Source organism: Kribbella sp. NPDC049584 (genome assembly GCF_040675555.1).
Taxonomy (GTDB): domain Bacteria; phylum Actinomycetota; class Actinomycetes; order Propionibacteriales; family Kribbellaceae; genus Kribbella.
Genome location: NZ_JBFAPF010000002.1, coordinates 709,926 through 728,369, shown reverse-complemented (window position 1 = coordinate 728,369; position 18,444 = coordinate 709,926). Strand labels below are relative to the sequence as shown.

The following is an 18,444-nucleotide window of genomic DNA, read 5'->3' as shown; positions in this document are numbered from 1 at the left end:
GCTCTCATGGGCGCTGCGGACGTGGGGATGCCGCGTCATGAGCCTGTGGGGGGCGTTATGAAGGTTGCCGTGTTCGGCCTGGGGTACGTCGGATCTGTTACGGCCGCGTGCCTGGCTGCCGCCGGCCACGACGTCTGGGGGGTCGATGTCGATACTGCGAAGGTCGGTCCGATCACTCAGGGACACAGCCCGGTGGTCGAGCCGGGTCTGGACGAGCTGGTGGCGGACGGTGCGACCTCGGGTCGCCTGCACGCGACCACCGATCCACGGGTCGCGCTCGAGCGGGCCGATGTCTCGCTGATCTGTGTCGGTACGCCGTCGACTCCGGCGGGCAGTACCGATCTGACGTACATCAAACGCGCGGTCCGCGATATCGCGGAGGCCGCGCAGACCGTCGTCCGGCCGGCGTCGGGGTTCCACAGCATCGTGGTCCGCTCGACGGTGCCGCCGGGGACGGTCGACGAGGTGGTCGAGAAGGTGCTGGCCGACGTACCGCCGCCGGAGGGTCTGACCTTCGGTACGGCGATGTGCCCGGAGTTCCTGCGCGAAGGATCCGGCCTGGCCGACTTCTACGCGCCGCCGTTCGTTGTCGTCGGCACCCGCAACCCGAAGGTCGGTACCGCTCTGACCGACCTGTTCGGCTTCCTCGGCAGGGATGTGGAAGTCGTCGACGTCCGGACCGCGGAGGCGCTCAAGTACGCCTGCAACGCGTTCCACGCCACCAAGGTCTCGTTCGCGAACGAGATGGGCCGGATCTTCCGGCACTTCGGCGTGGACTCGCGCGAGGTGATGAAGATCTTCGTCCAGGACACCAGCCTGAACATCTCGCCGTACTACCTGAAGCCCGGTTTCGCGTTCGGCGGCTCGTGCCTGCCGAAGGACCTGCGCTCGGTGCTGCACCTGGCGCGGATGAACGACACCGAGCTCCCCCTGCTGGCCGGCACGCTGGCCACCAACGAGCGGAGCGTCCGCGACGTCGTCGACCGCGTGATCGCCGGCCCGGGCCGTGAGATCGCGCTGCTCGGCCTGAGCTTCAAGCACGCCACCGACGACCTGCGCGAGAGCCCGAACGTCGAGCTGGCCGAGCGCCTGATCGGCAAGGGCTACAACCTGCGCATCTACGACGCGATCGTCAACCCGACCCGGCTGGTCGGCGCGAACCTGCGCCACGTGCAGTCGAAGCTGCCGCACCTGCAGCGCGTCCTCACCGACGACCCGTCGGCGGCCCTCGCCGGCGCCGACCTGGCCATCGTCTCGGCCACCGACACCGCCGCGATCAACGCCCTGCTCGAAGCACCACCCGCACGGACGATCGACCTGATCGGCCGGCTCGGCGCCGACGTCGAGTCGCTGCCCGGATACGAAGGAGTGGGCTGGTGAGCGGTCCGCGGGTCCTCATCATCATCCAGAACCTCTGGGTTCCGTTCGACCGCCGCGTCTGGCTGGAGTGCCAGGCACTGGTGGCGTCCGGCTACGACGTGACGGTGGTCTGCCCGAAGGGGCCGGGCGATCCGGCGTACCAGGTCATCGACGGCGTGACCGTGCACAAGTACAAGGCCTACGCACCGGGCGGCAGCAAGGTCAGCTTCGTCTGGGAGTACGCGTACTCGTTCCTGCTGACGCTGCGGCTGGTCTTCCGCGCCCGCAAGGCCGGCAAGTTCACGGTGATGCAGGCCTGCAACCCGCCGGACATCTTCTGGCCGATCGCGATGCTGCTGCGCCGCCTGGACGGGACGAAGTTCGTCTTCGACCACCACGACCTGTGCCCGGAGCTGTTCCAGTCCCGCTTCGGCGGTACGAAGAGCCTGCCGTACAAGGGACTGCGGTTCCTCGAGCGGACGACGCACCGCACGGCCGACCACGTTACTTCGACCAACGACTCGTACCGCCGGATCGCGATCACCCGCAGCGGCAAGGCGAACCACGACGTGACCGTGGTCCGCACCGGGCCGGACCCGGACAAGCTGCAGCGGGACCCGGCCGCAGCGGACGAGACGCTGCGCCGCGGCCACCGCTACCTGGTCACGTACATCGGCGTGATGGGCCCGCAGGACGGTGTCGACATCGTCATCCGCGCCGCTGATCACATTGTCAACACTCTCGGCCGCACCGACATCGCGTTCACGCTGATGGGCGGCGGCGACTCGTTCGACGAGGTGGTCGCGTTGCGGGACGACCTCGGCCTGAGGGACTACATCGAGTTCACCGGCCGGGTGCCGGACGAGACCGTGCGCGCGGTCATGTCGACCGCCGACATCGGCCTGTCCCCCGACCCGAAGAATCCGCTCAACGACGTGTCGACGATGAACAAGACCATGGAGTACATGGCGTTCGAGCTTCCCGTCGTCGCCTTCGACCTGATCGAGACCAAGGTCTCCGCCGCGGAGGCCGCGGTGTACGTCGAGCCGAACGACGTCGCGAAGTACGGCGAAGCGATCGTCGAGCTGCTCGACGACGAGGTCCGCCGGCGCCGGATGGGCAAGTTCGGCCGCGAACGGGTCGAGCAGGTGCTGGCGTGGAAGCACCAGCAGAAGGCGTACCTGCAGGTGTACGACGCGTTGACCGGTCACGTCAGCCACATCGGTGACGTCGCACGCGCGACGGGGTCCTGACGTGTGCGGCATCGCCGGCTGCTACCAGCAGCACGACGGTTTTGCCCTCGCCGAGGCGATGAGCAACCGGATCGCCCACCGCGGTCCGGACGCCGACCGGATCTACGCGTTCGACGAGGGCGACGTACGGGCGTTCCTCGCGCACCGCCGGTTGTCGATCATCGACCTGTCGTCGGAGGCCGACCAGCCGTTCAGCAAGCGTGGGCTGACCATCTGCTACAACGGCGAGCTCTACAACTACAAGGAACTACGTGCCGAGCTGTCCAAGGCCGGCGTCGGTTTCCGCACCAACGGCGACACCGAGGTTGTGCTGGAAGCGTGGCGCCGCTGGGGTCCGGATGCGCTGAAGCGGTTCCGGGGCATGTTCGCGTTCGCGATGCTCGACGAGGACAGCGGCAGCATGTACCTCGCCCGCGACCCGCTCGGCATCAAGCCGCTGTACTTCCTCCGCCGGCAGGACGGAGTCGTCTTCGCGTCCGAGCTGAAGGCTCTTGTCACGGCAGTCGGGTCCGAGCTGCGGACCGAGCCCGGGGCGCTGATCGCGTCGATGCTCTATTACTGGCTGCCCGAGCAGCGTTGCGCGATCGACGGGGTGGAGAAGCTTCCGCCGGGTTCGTGGGCCGAGTTCCGGCCGGACGGCAGCAGCCGGCACGAGCTGTACTGGCGGGTGACCGACGTCGCCACCGAGGCCGCGGCCGGCCCGCGCGCCGACCTGCGCACGATCATCGAGGAGTCGGTCGCCGCGCACATGGTCGCCGACGTCCCGGTGTCCACGTTCCTCAGCGGCGGGCTGGATTCCAGCCTGGTGACCGTGCTGGCCAAGCGCATGGATCCGAGTGTCGACTCGTACACGATCACGTTCCGCGCGCAGGACCAGAAGCTCGAGGCGATGCCCGACGACGCGATCTACGCGCGCAAGGTGGCGCAGCAGTTCGGCATCGACCTGCACGAGATCGAGATCGCTCCCGATGTCGTCGAGTTGCTTCCGCGCATCGTCGACATCCTGGACGAGCCGATCGGCGACCCGGCCGCGATCAACACGCTGCTGATGTGCGACACCGCACGCGACGCCGGTGTGAAGGTCCTGCTGTCCGGGATGGGCGCCGACGAGCTCTTCGGCGGTTACCGCAAGCACCTCGCGTGCGTGATGGGAGCGCAGTACCAGCGGCTTCCCGGCGTACTGCGGAACGGTGTGATCGGGCCCGCCGTTCGGCGGCTACCGGTAACGGTGAACGGGCGCGGACTGCGGTACGCGCGGTGGGCCAAGCGGTTCGAGACGTTCGCGAACCTGTCCGAGGAGACGGCGTTCCGGCGCAGCTACACGATGTACGACGGGGACCAGCTGGCCGGGCTGTTGAGCCCGGACCTGGAGCCGTACGTCGGGAAGCTGCTGTCCGAGCACGCCGACATCTACCACGACACCACGCTCGACGATCATGTGAACCGGATGTGCCTGGCGGACTCGCGGATGTTCCTGCCGGGACTCAACCTCGCGTACACGGACCGGTCCAGCATGGCCGCCTCGACCGAAGTACGGACGCCGTTCGTGGACCCGATCGTCGCGCGCGCGGCGTTCTCGATCCCGGGCAGCGAGAAGATCCACCGCCGGGTCAGCAAGCTGGCGTTGAAGAAGGCGGCCGAGGCGTGGTTGCCGAAGGAGATCATCTACCGGCCGAAGGCGTCGTTCAGTGCGCCGCTGCGGGCGTGGGTGCGGAACGACCTGCGCGAGCTCGTCGACGACACCCTGCTGCGCGGTGAGCTGGTCGGCAGCGGGTTCCTGCAGCGGTCCGCCGTACAGAAGCTCGTCGACGACGAGCGGGCCGGGCGCGAGGACTACTCGAAGCAGATCTGGCAGTTGCTGACCTTGGAGACCTGGACCCGCCACATGCGGTCGCTGGGCGTGACCATTACTTCCCTTTGACAACTCACGAAGGACGGACATGAAGCAGGTTGCACAGAACTACAAGTCCGGTGAGCTGGCTGTGCTGGACGTGCCTCCGCCCACCTGTGCGCCCGGTGGCGTGCTGATCCGTTCGCTGTACTCGCTGATCTCGACCGGCACCGAGCTGATGAAGGTCGGCGAGGCGAAGCTGTCGCTGGTCGGCAAGGCGAAGGCGCGGCCGGACCAGGTGCGGAAGGTGCTGGACTCCGTTGCGCAGCAGGGCGCGTTGAACACCTACAAGAAGGTGATGAACAAGCTCGACTCGTACACGCCGCTCGGGTACTCGCTGTGCGGTGTGGTTGTCGAGGTCGGCGCCGGTGCGGAGGAGTTCAGTGTCGGGCAGCTGGTTGCCGCGGCGGGGAACGAGTTCGCGCTGCATGCGGAGTACAACTGGGTGCCGTTGAACCTGTGCGTGCCGGTGCCGGACGGCGTGCCGGCCGAGCAGGCTGCGTTCTCGACGGTTGGTGCGATCGCGATGCAGGGTGTGCGGCAGGCTGAGGTGCAGCTTGGCGAGACTGCGGTGGTGATCGGGCTCGGTCTGGTCGGGCAGCTCGTGGTGCGGTTGCTGGTCGCGGCCGGGGTGCGGGTGTTCGGCATCGACACGGTCGCGGACCGCTGCCGGATGGCGGAGAAGGCGGGCGCGCTCGCGTGCTCCTCCCCCGACGAGGCCGGTATCGCTTCGCTGGAACGGTCGTTGCTGGAGGCATCGAACGGGCTGGGCGCCGACCGCATCCTGCTGGCCGCGGGCGGTCACTCCAACGGTCCGGTCGAGACGGCTGCCCGGCTGGCGCGCGACCGTGCCCGGGTTGTCGACATCGGCAAGACCAAGCTGGACCTGCCCTGGAACGCGTACTACGACAAGGAACTCGACGTCCGGTTCTCGCGCTCCTACGGCCCGGGTCGCTACGACGACCGCTACGAACTCCAGGGCATCGACTACCCGGCCGGCTACGTCCGCTGGACCGAACGCCGCAACCTCGAATGCTTCATCGACCTGATCGCCCGCGAACAGATCGACGTCGCCAGCCTGATCGCCGGCCAGTTCCCCATCGCCGACGCCACCACCGTCTACCAGCAACTAAGCACCGGCACCCTCCCCGGCGTCGGCTTCCTCTTCGAGTACCCAGACGTACCGCAGCAGGAGACGGCACCCACGGCAACTGTTGCCCGAGCTGCGAACCCGACCACTGGATCTGTTCGCGTTGGGTTTGTCGGGGCTGGGAATTATGCGTCGAGCATGTTGTTGCCTCATCTGCAGAAGGATGAGGGTGCGGTGTTGGCTCGGGTGGCGACGAACAAGTCGTTGTCGGCGGCTAATGCTCAGCGGCGGTTCGGGTTCGAGCAGATTTCGACGGATGCGCAGGAGGTGCTGTCCGACGACAGCCTCGACGCGATCTTTGTCGTGACCCGGCACAGCTCGCACGCCGAGCTGGCGTGCCGGGCGCTCGAGACCGGGAAGGCCGTCTTCGTCGAGAAGCCGCTGGCGCTGACCGACGAGGAGCTGGACCGCATCGTCGCCACAGTCGATGCCACCGGCAACGATCGGCTGATGGTCGGGTTCAACCGCCGGTTCGCGCCGCTGCTGACCGACCTGAAGGGCCGTTTCGGCGACCCGGGCGGCGCCTTCTCGCTGCGCTACCTCGTCAACGCCGGCAAGCTCGACTCCACCAGCTGGTACCTCGACGCCGGCAAGGAAGGCACCCGGTTCGCCGGCGAGGGCGGGCACTTCATCGACACCCTGACCTGGTGGCTGAACAGCCTCCCGACCGAGGTGTACGCCGTACCCGGTCCCGACACCGGCGACGTGATCGTCACGCTCCGGTTCGCAGGAGGCTCGGTCGGCACGATCAACTACGTCGCCGGCGGCAACTCGCGCTTCCCGAAGGAGACGCTCGACATCACCGGCGGCGGCCGCAACGGGCGACTCGACAACTTCCAGAGCGCCTCGGTGTGGACCGGCCGCAAGCCGTCGACGAGGAAGACGCGCAGCACCGACAAGGGCCAGCGGACCGAGCTGGCACAGTTCGTGGCCGCGGTGAAGGCCGGCGGCCCGATGCCGATCTCGTTCGACGAACTCGTCGCCACCACCCGCGCCACCATCGCGGTGGACAGGAGCCTGGCGTCAGGCAAACCGGAGAAGGTGTGAGCCGCCAGCCCCTGGGCTGGTACGTCCGCCGCCTGCGCCGGATGTCCCCCACCGAACTCGTCCTGCGCGCTCGCGATACCGGACGCCGTACTGCCTGGGCCTACCAACAGGTCAGGCCCGGGCAGAACACGGCAACCCACCTCCCGCTCCGCAAAGAGCTGACCTTCAGTACGACGCTCCCGGCGCACACCGCCTGCGCCGTACCGGAGGACGCCCGCAAGGCCGTGATCCGGACGGCCGACGCGATCATGGCCGGCAACCTCGAAGTCCTCGGCGTCGACCGGACCGACCTGACGAAGCCGGACTGGTTCCGCGACCCGATCACCGGCCGCCGCTCCGACCCGGCGCAGTACGTCTTCAAGCTGAACCACCGCAACGAGGAAGCGGTCGGCAACATCAAGCAGGTGTGGGAGTTGTCCCGCCACCACCACCTGACTCAGCTGGCCGCCGCCTGGTTCCTGACCCACGACGACCGGTACGCCGAACGCGTCGCCGACCACCTCAACGACTGGTGGCGTACGAACCCGTTCCTGTCCGGAGTGCACTGGGCCAGCGGCATCGAGATCGGCATCCGCCTGATCAGCTGGACGTGGATCCGCCGGCTGCTGAACGACTGGCCGGAGATCACCGACCTGTTCGAACACAACGAACTGGCGCACCAGCAGATCTACTGGCACCAGCGCTACCTGGCCGCGTTCCAGAGCCACGGGTCCTCGGCCAACAACCACGTGATCGCGGAGGCAGCCGGGCAGCTCGTCGCCGCATGCGCGTTCCCGTGGTTCACCAAGAGCACTCGCTGGCGGCAGGACGCGGCAGCCCTGCTGGAGAAGGAACTCGACGCCAACACGTTCCCCTCCGGCGTCAACCGCGAGCTGGCAACCGACTACCACCGCTTCGTCTCCGAGCTCGGCCTGTACGCCGCTCTGGAGGCAGACTGGTCCGGTCACCCGCTCAGCCCGCACACCTGGGCCCTGTTGACCCGCACGGTCGACGTTGCCGCGGCGATCGTCGACACCTCGCTCCGGCCACCACGCCAGGGCGACGACGACGAGGGCATGGTCCTGGTCCTCGATCCGCCGGACATCCACCACTGGTCGGCGTTCCTGTCGCTCGGCGCGGCTGCCGTCGGTGCAGCGCCCTGGTGGCCGGACAGCCCGCCCACTGCGACGTCGTACATCATCGGCTCGCTGGTCGGGAAACAGCAGCGGGACCGCCCCGCCGTACGGCCCGATCACTTCGAGGACGCCGGTCTGACGATTCTGCGCAGCGACGACGACGGTCCGGAGATCTGGTGCCGCGCGGACGCCGGTCCGCACGGTTTCCTGTCGATCGCCGCGCATGCGCACTCCGACGCCCTCTCGCTCGAGGTCCGCGTCGACGGCGTCGACATCCTGGCCGACCCGGGCACGTACTGCTACCACGGTGAAGAGGAGTGGCGGAACTACTTCCGCTCCACGATCGCCCACAACACCGTCGAGGTCGCCGGCGCCGAGCAGTCCACCCTGGGCGGAGCGTTCCTCTGGCTGCGCGGCGCGACAGGCAAGGTACGCCGGTATGCGCCCAACACGTGGGAAGCCGAGCACGACGGCTACCGGGTCGGCGATTCACCGGTCACGCACCGGCGGACCGCAGTACTCGACCACAGCGTACTGCGGGTCGAGGACCGGCTCGATGCGGCGGCGGACGTACGTATTGCCTGGCATCTAGGGCCTGAGGTGTCCGTCGAGCTGGACGGGTCCACCGGACGGCTGGAGTGGTCCACCGGCTCGGCGATCGTCGAACTGCCGGCCGGATTGACCTGGACAGCCCACCGCGGCGGCGACGATCCGTTGCTGGGCTGGTACTCACCGCGATTCGGCCGCAAGGTCCCGATCACGACCCTCGTCGGAGCCGGCAACCTGGCCGCCGAACAGTCCGCGATCAGCACCTTTCGATTCCGGGCCTGAGCTGTATCACCCTCCGTTCGCCGCCCTCTATTAACCAGACAGTAAGTGGCGGTCGACTGGAGGGGCCCGTGAGCGAGCGCAGCGAGCGAACAATCAAGCAGAGCAGCGCCAACGCTCATAGCGGAGCCGAGCGTAGCGAGGTGGAGCTGTGAGCGCACAGCAGCTCGACGTCAAGAAGTCTTGGCGGGCCATCCGCAGGCATCGCTGGATCGTGGCGGCCGTGGCGGCGGCAGGCCTGTTCGGCGGGGTCGCCGTCGGGTTCTTCGTGCCGCCCCTGCACACCGCCACCTCGCTGGTGGTGCTGCCGCCCGCGCCGACGACCGACGCGCAGAAGGCTGCCGGCACGCAGAGCACCGACACGCAGGTGTTCATCGCCGAAAGCGAGCCGGTGCTGAAGAGCGCCGGGCAGAACCTGAACCCGCCGCTGTCGACCGAGGTCGTCCGCAGCCGGGTCAAGGTCACCGCCGTCACCGAGGACGTCATCCAGATCGACGCCAAGGGTGCGACGGCCAGCCAGTCGATGGAGCTGGCGAACGCTGTTGCCGGGGTTTACCTGGTCTTCGTCACCACGGACCAGAACCTGCCCGGCGATCTGGGGAAGAAAACGGGGGCACGGGTCTTGGAGCAGGCGACGACCGCACGCGGTGGAAGCGTGCCGATTCATCTTGGTATCTACGGGTTTCTCGGCGCCCTGATCGGCGCGGTGGTGGGATCGATCGGCGTACTGGCCAAGGAGCGCGGCGACCGCCGGCTGCGGCTGCGGGACGAGATCGCCGACGCGGTCGGCCTGCCGGTGCTGGCATCGGTCTCGTCGTACCAGGCCAACGATGCGTCCGACTGGGCCTACCTGCTCGAGCATTACTCGCCGACAGCGGTCGAGGCATGGGGGCTACGCAAGACGCTGCACCATCTCGGCCTGGACGTGAAGGACCGAGCGCCGGTCTCGCTGGCCGTCCTCTCGTTCGCCGGCGACGACAAGGCGCTGCCGCTCGGCCCGCAGCTGGCCACGCTGGCCAACTCCATCGGCATCTCCACCTCGATCGTGGTCGACTCGCACCAGGAACCGTCGGGTGACTCGATGCTGAGCATCCATCTGATCGTCGTCGACCGGGAGGACCCGATCGTGGTCGGCTCGGAACCGACGACCAACACGATCATCGCCCTGTCGGCCGGCACCGTGACCGCCGAGGAACTCGCCCGGCTGGCGGTTGCCGCCGCGGCCGACGACCGTTCCATCGACGGCATCGTCGTCACCGATCCGGACCCGACGGACCGCACCATCGGACGCGTCTCGCAGTCGATGCGCCGGTCGAGCTCGCGGCTGCCCACCCTCCTCACCGGAACTGCGAGGAGGACCAAATGAGCAACCAGCCGTACACCGAACCGGTGGTGAGCGATCCGGCGTGGGCGGACGACGACGGGCTGTTCGACGACAAACCGACGAACGCGCACCCGCCGGACGCACTGGTCACGCTGCGGTTCCTCCGCGACGCGATCCGCCGCCATGTGCGGATCTGGGTCGTGCTCGGGCTGGTGGGCTTTCTGCTCGGGCTCGGATCCACCTTCGCGGTGCCCGCTCCGAGCGTGTCGGCCACGCGGTTGCTGATCACCCATCGCGACGGCGAGGACCCGACCAAGGCGATGGCCACGGATGTCAGCCTGGCGACCACGCACACCGTGGCGCAGCGCGTGATCGACCTGCTCAAGCTGCCGATCAGCCAGGACGACCTGCTGAAGGAATACACCGTGGTCCCTGAGACCGATCGGGTACTCCAGATCAGCGCGGCGGGAAAGACCAGCGACGAGGCGACCGAGCTGGCCGCCGCGATCGCCAAGGTCTTCCTGATCTACCGCAAAGAGCAGATCGCCTTGCAGGACGCCCCGCTCGTGCGTGACGAGGCCGCGGCCAAGAACGACCTGGCCTTGGCGGAGCAGGCAGTCCGGGCAACCGGCGACGACCCGACCGCGAACGAGCTGAAGCACCCGAACAGCCCGGAGGGTGTCCGGCTCGGCGCCGCGCGCGACCAGTACGTGTACGTGCGGCAGCAGCTGCTCGACTCGCAGGTCGAGGCGCTGCGGATGAACAGCAGCCGGGTGCTCGACGTGGCCGCACCGGTACGGGTTTCGATGAAGCGCACGCTCGTGATCAACGCCGCCACCGGCCTGATCGCCGGTCTGTTCATCGGCCTGGCGTTCGTCGTCGTACGCGCGCTGATCTCCGACCGGCTCTGGAAACGCCAGGACATCTCGCAGGCACTCGGCGCACGGGTCCGGCTGAGCAGCCCGCGACCCTCGCGGCTGCGGCTCCTGCCCCGGCCGCGGTACCTGCGCCCGTCGCAGCGGACCGCGCCGGAAGTGCAGCTGATGATGCAGCACCTCGATCAGCGCATCTTCTGGGGTGAACACCCGACACCGGCCATGGCCGTGGTCAGCGTCGACGACGTGAAGACCTGTGCGCTCGTCGTTGCGTCGCTGGCGGTGGCGCTGGCCGAGGACGGCAAGCACGTGCTGGTGGCCGACCTGACCGAGTCCGGCCGGCTGGCGGGGATGCTGGGCGTCAAGACTCCCGGCACGCACGAGTCGCGTTTCAGCGCGCCCGGCCAGCGCGTCGACGTCCACCGGCCAGACCAGACCCGTGGCCCGGCCCAGGGCTGCTACCTGCACCTGAGCGACAGCAACCGGCCGTCGAGTTCCGGTGACATCCAGCTCGACTCGGCCTGGGAGGTCGCCGATGTCGTCCTGACACTGACCACGTTGACACCGGAGCTCGGCGCCGATCACCTGGCCACATGGGCGTCCAACGCCACCGTCGTGGTGACCGCGGGTGAGTCGACCACGACCAAGATCCAGGCCACCGGCGAGATGCTCCGGCTGGCAGGGCTCGAGATCAGCAGTGCCGTCGTACTGCGTCCTGACCGCACCGACGAGGGTGTCGGCGTGACCGAGGCCGAGGCCGGACGTCCGCTGACCGTGGATGTCGAGATGTTCCGCCGATGACGACGATCACCACCCGCCTCGGTACGCACGGGACTACCCGGGTCCGCCACCGCCCCACCAGGCGCGTCGTCGCGCCGGAGGTACGGCGGCGGCACCGCGTGCAGCTGGCGTGGGCGCTGCTGGTGCTGAACGTGATGACGTTCTTCCCGGGCGCGCCGCACATCCTGCCGATCCCCGGATCGGTCGGCAAGCTGCTCGCACAAGGAGCGCTGGTCGGCGCGTTGATGGTGGCGTTGTCGGTGAACCGGCCGGTGCGGATCCGGCCGAGCGTCTTCGTCTTCCTGGTGATGCTGCTGGCGGCGGAAGCGCTGCTGGCCAGCATCCGGGCCGAGTTCCTGCTCGGTGCGCTGTTCCGGGCCGGACGGCTGTGCGGATTCGCGCTGGTGCTGTGGCTGCTGACGCCGTGGTGGCCGCGCCGCGACCTGCTGCTGGTGCGGACGCATCTGATGGTCCTGTGGGCGATCGTCGCCTCGGTGGTCGTCGGCCTGCTGGTCGCACCGGGCCTGGCGATGACCGAGAACCGCCTCGCCGGCGTCCTCTGGCCGATCCCGCCGACCCAGGTCGGGCACTACACCGCGGGCGCCGCCGGTCTCACGATCGTGCTCTGGATGTCCGGTCACCTCCGTCGCTGGATCGCACTGACCAGTGTGTTGGTGTGCTTCCCGGTTCTGCTCCTGACCCACACCCGGACCGCATTGCTCGCGCTGGTGGTCGGCGTGCTGGTCGCCGGGCTGAGCCTGTTCACCGGACGCTCGCGGGTACGGAAGGCGTTCACGATCGGCATCGTCGTCTTCTCGGTCGGGGCGCTCACCCTCAGCTCCGTCGTGACGACCTGGCTCGCCCGCGGGCAGGACGCCCAGGAGCTCGGCGCATTGACCGGACGCAAGTTGGTCTGGGACGCGATCCTGGCGCAGCCGCGATCGACCTTCGAGACCCTGTTCGGCTTCGGGCTGTCCAACAAGTCGTTCAACGGCCTGCCGATCGACAGCAACTGGCTCGGCACCTACTACGACGTCGGCCTGGTCGGCGTCGCGATCACGATCATGCTGGTGCTGTTCGTGCTGATCGCCGCCTGGTTCCGGCCGCAGGGCCCGCATCGGGCGCTCGCACTCTTCCTGGTCACGTACTGCGTGATCGCGTCGTTCACCGAGAGCGGGCTGAGCGAGGCCTCGTCGTACCTGCTCGACCTGACGCTGGCCGCGTCACTCGTCTACAACACGTCGACCCGTGAGGGACCGCGATGAAGATCCTGCTGGTACACAACAGATACCGGTCGACCGCGCCGAGCGGCGAGAACCGGGTCGTCGATCAGGAGAGCGCGGCGCTGACCGCACTCGGGCACGACGTACGGCACTTCGAACGGCACAGCGACGACATCGAGGACTGGCCTGCCTGGCAGAAGGCCACGCTGCCCGGCCGCGTGGTCTGGAACCCGGCGAGCCGGCGCGATCTCGCGACCGCGCTGGCGGAGGACCGGCCCGATGTCGTGCACGTCCACAACACGTTCCCGCTGCTCAGCCCGTCCGTGCTGTACGCGTGCCACTCGGCCGGCGTACCGGTGGTCATCACACTGCACAACTACAAACTGCTGTGCGCCAGCGGTGACTTCTTCCGCGACGGCGAGGTGTGCCACGACTGCGCCGGCGGCAATCCGGCCGCCGCGGTCGTCCATCGCTGCTACCGCGGATCCGCGCTCGCAACGTCGACGACGGTGCTCAACGCCCGCGGTCACCGGCGGAGCTGGCGGCGCCTGGTATCGGCGTACATCTTCATCTCCGAGTCACAGCGCCGGTTGCTTGGGGCAATGAACTTCGATCCGGAGCGGTCGTTCGTCAAGCCCAACGCCGTGCCGTACGACGGACCCGTCGGCGGGCCCCGGCAGCGGCAGGTGACGTACGTCGGCCGGCTGGACGCGGCCAAGGGCGCTCCGCTGCTGATGAAGGGCTGGGACGCGTACCGCGCCGTCGCCGGTGACGACGCGCTCAAACTCGTGATCGCCGGCGGGGGCCCGATGCTCGACGAGGTGACCGCTTGGGCGGCCACCCGGCCGTCGGTCGAGCTCCGCGGGCTGATGAGCAAGGAGCAGGTGTTCGAGCTGATCGGGCAGTCGCGCGGGGTCGTGCTGCCCTCGGAGTGGGAGGAAACGTTCGGCCTGGTGGTGATCGAGGCGATGGCGGTCGGAGTGCCGCCGCTGGCCTCGGGCCACGGGTCGTTCCCGGAGCTGATCACCGACGGAGTCGACGGCGCGCTGTTCGAGCCGGGCCGTCCGGATGCGCTCGCCAAGCTGCTGCTCGACGTCGACGCGTCCCCCGCGCGGTACGACGAGCTCGGCCGACAGGCGCGTACGACGTACGAGACGAAACACCGGCCGGAACGAAGCATCGAGCAACTGCTCGAGATCTACCGGTACGCGACCGAACACCCTGTCACCGCCCATCGTTGAGGTCGAGGACGCCATGCCCCCCGAAGCACACAGCACCCAACGCCGCGAGCCGCCCGCAGCTCGCGCGTGGTACCGCCGTCCGCCCGTCCTGGCCACGGGAGGGCTTGTCGTTGCTGCTGCCCTGGTTGCCGGCGGGATCACCTATTTCAACAACGATCCGACCGCGAAAGCGGATCCCCCGACGTCCGCCCCGGGCGTGTCGGCGACGCCCGCACCGCCCGCGCCGACGGCACCGCCCGCGAGGATCTGCGGGAACGCGAGCGTCCTGGCCGGCCCGGCCACGGCCCCGCCGGGCGCGGTCGTGGTCAGCACCACCCAGAACCTGAACGACCTCACCACGCACAACCCGGCCGGCACCACGTTCTGGCTGGCACCGGGCACGCACCGGCTCGGCACCGCACAGTTCGCCCAGGTCATCCCGAAGGACGGCAACGTGTACGTCGGGGCGCCCGGAGCGATCCTCGACGGAGGCAAGAAGAACCGGTACGCGTTCACCGGCTACGCCAACGGCGTCACGATCAAGAACCTGACCATCCAGAACTTCGGCGCGCCGCGGACCAACAACGACGAGGGCGTGGTCAACCACGACGCCGGCGCCCGCTGGACGGTGCAGGCCAACACGATCCAGCACAACGCCGGCGCCGGGCTGATGATCGGCGACCACAACGTTGTCCGCAGCAACTGCCTGACCGAGAACGGCCAGTACGGCTTCAACGCCTACAACCCGGGCAAGGTGGCCGGTATCACGATCGACCACAACGAGATCTCCGGTAACAACACCGACGACTGGGAGCGGCTCAAGGGCGGCTGCGGCTGCACCGGCGGCGGCAAGTTCTGGGAGGTCACCGGGGCGGTCGTGCGCGGGAACTGGGTGCACGACAACCACAGCGCCGGACTCTGGGCCGACACCAACAACACCGGCTTCGTGATCGAGGGCAACTACATCTCCAGCAACGCGGCCGAGGGCCTGATCTACGAGACCAGCTACAACGCCGGGATCCGCGGCAACTCCTTCGTCCGCAACGGCCTCGGGAAGGGGCCGGAGAACGCGGGCTTCCCGACGCCGGCGCTGTACATCTCCGAGTCCGGCAGCGACCCGCGGGCGCCCGGGGTGTTCAACCAGACCTTCGAGATCAGCGGCAACGTCTTCACCGACAACTGGGCCGGGGTCGTGCTCTGGGAGAACGCCGACCGGTTCGCCGGGTCGCCCGCGAACACCAGCAGCGGATCCGGCACCCTGGTGAACCCGTCGGTCGTGTCGGCGAAGACCTGCAACGCGACCACGATCAAGACCCCGCCGTACGTCAGCGACTGCCGGTGGAAGACGCAGAACGTGCGGGTGCACGACAACATCTTCGCGCTCGACCCGGACAACATCGGGAAGACCTGCGCCGTCCGCACTGGCTGCGGCTACAACGGGCTGTTCTCGAACTGGGGCACGTTCCCGAAGTGGTCGCCGTACAAGAACGCCACGATCCAGGACGCGATCACGTTCCACCAGGGCAACCGGTTCTTCAACAACACCTACTCCGGCCCGTGGAACTTCATCGTGCACGAGCAGGGCAACGGGGTGAACTGGGCCAGCTGGCAGGGCGCGCCGTACGGTCAGGACTCCGACAGCGTGATCAAAGTCAGTGGTGAGCGCTGATGATCGGGCCACCGGAGCGTGCGGTCGGCGAGCAGATCGCCCTGCTCCGCTCGGTCGGCTACGCCGCGTTCGGGCGGCACGAGCGGGGTCTCGACGTCCTCGACCTGATCTTCGACAGCATTCTCGACGCCCCCGGCTCGGGCGACGTCCGCCGGCTGCGGTTCTCGGGTCACGGGATCACGCTCGACGTGGACATCCACGAGAGCGGCCGGAGCGGTCTGACCATCGAGCTGCGGGTCTCGCCGTCCGGGCCGGTCGTGGTCGAGTCCCGCGGCGGCGACGCCGAGGGACCGAACGGCGCCCGGCTGGTCAGCTTCCTGCTCCGCTGGCCGGGCACAGCACAACGCCCGGTCCGGACCGCGTGGATCATGCTCTGAGCTGAACACGAACCACTGTGCGGCCCGGACCGGGCTCTGCTGCCTCAGGAGGCAAGCAGCAGTCTGAGTTTCTCCAGGCAGCGGCCGCGGATCGGGCCGATGCTGCCGATCGGGATCCCGATCGTCGCGGAGATTTCGGCGTACGGCGCCGGCGGGTCGGCCATCAGCATGCCGAGCAGCTGCTGCCACCGGTCCGGCAGGCTTTCCAGGGCCCGCCGTACGTCGTCGGCCCGTTCGCCGGCCAGCAGGTCGGCGTCCAGCTCGGGCAGGTCACCGGCCACGTCCTCGAACGCCGTCGCCTCGTAGGTCAGCAGCACCCGCTTGCGGAATGCCAGCACCCGCAGGCATTCGCGCCGGGTGGTGACGACCAGCCAGGCGCCGACCCGCTCGGGGTCGACCCGGTTGATGTGTTCGAGCAACCGCAGCCAGACCATCTGCGAGACGTCAGCGGCGTCGCTGTCGCTCAGCCGGAAACTGCGGGTCACGGCCCAGACGAGCCGCGCATAGTGGTCGACCAGCCGGCTCCAGGCCCCCTGATCCCCCGCCGCGGCCCCGATGACCAAGGTCGCGGCGTCGGATCGGGCCACGCCTGATCCTTCCAGTACAGCAGTCACGAATTCCCCCCTCGGGAATGCACATCCATAAAATGCGTCGCTTCAGTACGCGCCGTCGCTCCCCAGCACGGCACGAGCGGTTTTCCACAAAATGAGCAGATCCAGTGCGATCGACCAGTTGTCGGCGTACCGCAGGTCGAGCCGCATCGACTCCTCCCAGGTCAGGTCGCTGCGACCGCTGACCTGCCAGAGGCCGGTCAGGCCCGGCTTGACGAGCATCCGGCGCGCGTCGTCGATCGCGTACTGCGCAACCTCGGCCGGTAGCGGCGGCCGCGGTCCGACCAGTGACATGTCCCCCCGGAGCACGTTCACCAGCTGCGGCAGCTCGTCGATCGAGAACCGCCGCAGGTACTTGCCGACCTTCGTGATCCGCGGGTCGTCACGCATCTTGAACAGGATCCCGTTGCCCTGGTTCAGCGCGTGCAGCTCGGCCTTGCGGGCCTCGGCGTCGGCCACCATCGTGCGGAACTTCAGCATCTGGAACTGCTCGCCGCCGCGGCCCACCCGGGTCTGCCGGAACAGCACCGGGCCACGGCTGGTGAGCTTCACCAGCAGCGCGGTGACCAGCAGGATCGGCGAGACCCCGAGCAGCAGCAGGCATCCGACCACACGGTCGAAGATGCTCTTCAGCATGTGCGGCCCGCCGCTCACCGACGGCCGCTCCAGGTGCAGCAACGACAGGCCGGCGACCGGACGGATCGAGATCCGCGGACCGGCGACCTCGACGATGCCCGGCGAGACGATCAGCTCGACCCCGCGCTGCTCGAGCGCCCAGGACAGCTTGCGCAGCGAGTGCCCGGCGAGCTCCGGATCGGCAGCCACCGCGACCACCTCGACGTCGAACTGGTCGACGCCGGCCAGGATGTCCATCTCGGTCCGGCCCAGCCGTTCGAACTCGGCGTCCTCGAACACGTCGCCGCGTGGCAGGCAGCTCGCCACCACGACGTACCCGTCGGCCGGCCGCTCCTCCAGGTGCCGCGTCAGCGTCATCACCTGGTCGTTGCGTCCGACAACGAGTACCCGGCGCATGCACCGGCCGGCGAACCGCCGCCACGAGATCTGCCGGTGCAGGAACCAGCGGCCGACCATCGCCGCGAGACAGGTCGTCGGCACCGCGAGGATCACGAATCCGCGGGCAACCTCGCTCTTGGTCGCGTACGACGTGATCGCGACCAGCGCGGTCAGTGCGACCGCGGCCCGGATGATCGAACGGAATTCCTCCGGCCCGGTGCCGAAGTACCTGGTCTCGTAGCCGCGTTGCAAGGCCACACACGCGATCCAGGCGATCGGCAGCAACGCGCCCAGCACGAAGTAGCCGAGGTTGATCGAGGCCCCGAACCGGGCCACCAGCGCCACCGCGGCGCCGATCACTCCGGCGCCGAGATCAGCCGCCAACGACGCCCGACGGTACTTCGCCACCCAGCGTGCCTCGGTGAACCGGGCCGAGCGCGGCAGCACTGCCGGCACCTCGTCCGGAACGACCCAGACCGGCCGACGACGCTCCCCTGACGGCGCCGGCCGTAGATCAGCCGGTTCAGCGAGCCCTTCGGACATGACAAACTCAGTCACGCACAGTCACCCCCCACAGGTGATACCGAAACCCGCGACCAACCCACTCCCCGTCACGGACCTCGTCCAACACCGCCCCCACAACGGCGTGTCCCGAACAGTACTACGGGAACGCGGCAGACAAAAGCACTGATGACCAGTGTTTACCGG

13 protein-coding genes are annotated in these 18,444 nt (G+C 68.5%); 11 read left to right on the top strand and 2 right to left on the bottom strand.

What is annotated here, in order from left to right; all coding sequences use genetic code 11:
* Nucleotides 1-57: 57 nt before the first annotated feature.
* The 11 genes from AB0J62_RS10205 (at nucleotide 58) to AB0J62_RS10155 (ending at nucleotide 16,111) form a co-directional block, all read left to right on the top strand.
* Nucleotides 58-1,380 carry a UDP-glucose/GDP-mannose dehydrogenase family protein gene (locus AB0J62_RS10205; RefSeq protein WP_363866857.1) on the top strand — a complete coding sequence of 441 codons (1,323 nt, stop codon included), beginning with the start codon at nucleotides 58-60 and terminating at the stop codon, nucleotides 1,378-1,380.
* On the top strand, nucleotides 1,377-2,612 hold the full coding sequence (locus tag AB0J62_RS10200; protein ID WP_363866854.1) for a glycosyltransferase family 4 protein: 1,236 nt from the start codon (nucleotides 1,377-1,379) through the stop codon (nucleotides 2,610-2,612). The genes AB0J62_RS10205 and AB0J62_RS10200 overlap by 4 nt, the downstream gene beginning before the upstream one ends.
* A 1-nt stretch (nucleotide 2,613) precedes the next feature.
* Complete coding sequence (gene asnB / locus AB0J62_RS10195) at nucleotides 2,614-4,533, top strand: asparagine synthase (glutamine-hydrolyzing) (RefSeq protein WP_363866851.1); 1,920 nt, start codon at nucleotides 2,614-2,616, stop codon at nucleotides 4,531-4,533.
* Between the two features lie 19 nt (nucleotides 4,534-4,552).
* Nucleotides 4,553-6,700, top strand: a complete 2,148-nt coding sequence (locus tag AB0J62_RS10190; RefSeq protein ID WP_363866848.1) for a bi-domain-containing oxidoreductase — start codon at nucleotides 4,553-4,555, stop codon at nucleotides 6,698-6,700.
* On the top strand, nucleotides 6,697-8,646 hold the full coding sequence (locus AB0J62_RS10185) for an alginate lyase family protein (RefSeq protein WP_363866844.1): 1,950 nt from the start codon (nucleotides 6,697-6,699) through the stop codon (nucleotides 8,644-8,646). Before AB0J62_RS10190 ends, AB0J62_RS10185 begins: the two co-directional genes overlap by 4 nt.
* Before the next feature lie 148 nt (nucleotides 8,647-8,794).
* Nucleotides 8,795-10,009 (top strand): Wzz/FepE/Etk N-terminal domain-containing protein, encoded by a 1,215-nt coding sequence (locus AB0J62_RS10180; protein WP_363866841.1) that lies wholly within the window; start codon nucleotides 8,795-8,797, stop codon nucleotides 10,007-10,009.
* Nucleotides 10,006-11,643, top strand: coding sequence for a hypothetical protein (locus tag AB0J62_RS10175; RefSeq protein ID WP_363866838.1), 1,638 nt, complete (start codon nucleotides 10,006-10,008; stop codon nucleotides 11,641-11,643). The genes AB0J62_RS10180 and AB0J62_RS10175 overlap by 4 nt, the downstream gene beginning before the upstream one ends.
* Nucleotides 11,640-12,887: a hypothetical protein gene (locus tag AB0J62_RS10170; protein ID WP_363866835.1), complete on the top strand. Its 1,248-nt coding sequence runs from the start codon at nucleotides 11,640-11,642 to the stop codon at nucleotides 12,885-12,887. The genes AB0J62_RS10175 and AB0J62_RS10170 overlap by 4 nt, the downstream gene beginning before the upstream one ends.
* Complete coding sequence (locus AB0J62_RS10165) at nucleotides 12,884-14,086, top strand: glycosyltransferase (RefSeq protein ID WP_363866832.1); 1,203 nt, start codon at nucleotides 12,884-12,886, stop codon at nucleotides 14,084-14,086. The genes AB0J62_RS10170 and AB0J62_RS10165 overlap by 4 nt, the downstream gene beginning before the upstream one ends.
* Nucleotides 14,087-14,099: 13 nt before the next feature.
* Nucleotides 14,100-15,734: a right-handed parallel beta-helix repeat-containing protein gene (locus tag AB0J62_RS10160; protein WP_363866829.1), complete on the top strand. Its 1,635-nt coding sequence runs from the start codon at nucleotides 14,100-14,102 to the stop codon at nucleotides 15,732-15,734.
* A complete protein-coding gene (locus AB0J62_RS10155; protein ID WP_363866826.1) occupies nucleotides 15,734-16,111 on the top strand; it encodes a hypothetical protein in 378 nt (125 codons plus the stop codon). The genes AB0J62_RS10160 and AB0J62_RS10155 overlap by 1 nt, the downstream gene beginning before the upstream one ends.
* A gap of 44 nt (nucleotides 16,112-16,155) precedes the next feature.
* Here the strand turns inward: AB0J62_RS10155 and AB0J62_RS10150 are convergent, their stop codons facing one another.
* Both AB0J62_RS10150 and AB0J62_RS10145 read right to left on the bottom strand, forming a co-directional pair.
* Nucleotides 16,156-16,698, bottom strand: coding sequence for a sigma-70 family RNA polymerase sigma factor (locus tag AB0J62_RS10150; protein ID WP_363866823.1), 543 nt, complete (start codon nucleotides 16,696-16,698; stop codon nucleotides 16,156-16,158).
* Nucleotides 16,699-16,767: 69 nt separating this feature from the next.
* Nucleotides 16,768-18,294 (bottom strand): sugar transferase, encoded by a 1,527-nt coding sequence (locus tag AB0J62_RS10145; RefSeq protein WP_363866820.1) that lies wholly within the window; start codon nucleotides 18,292-18,294, stop codon nucleotides 16,768-16,770.
* Between the last annotated feature and the right edge of the window lie 150 nt (nucleotides 18,295-18,444).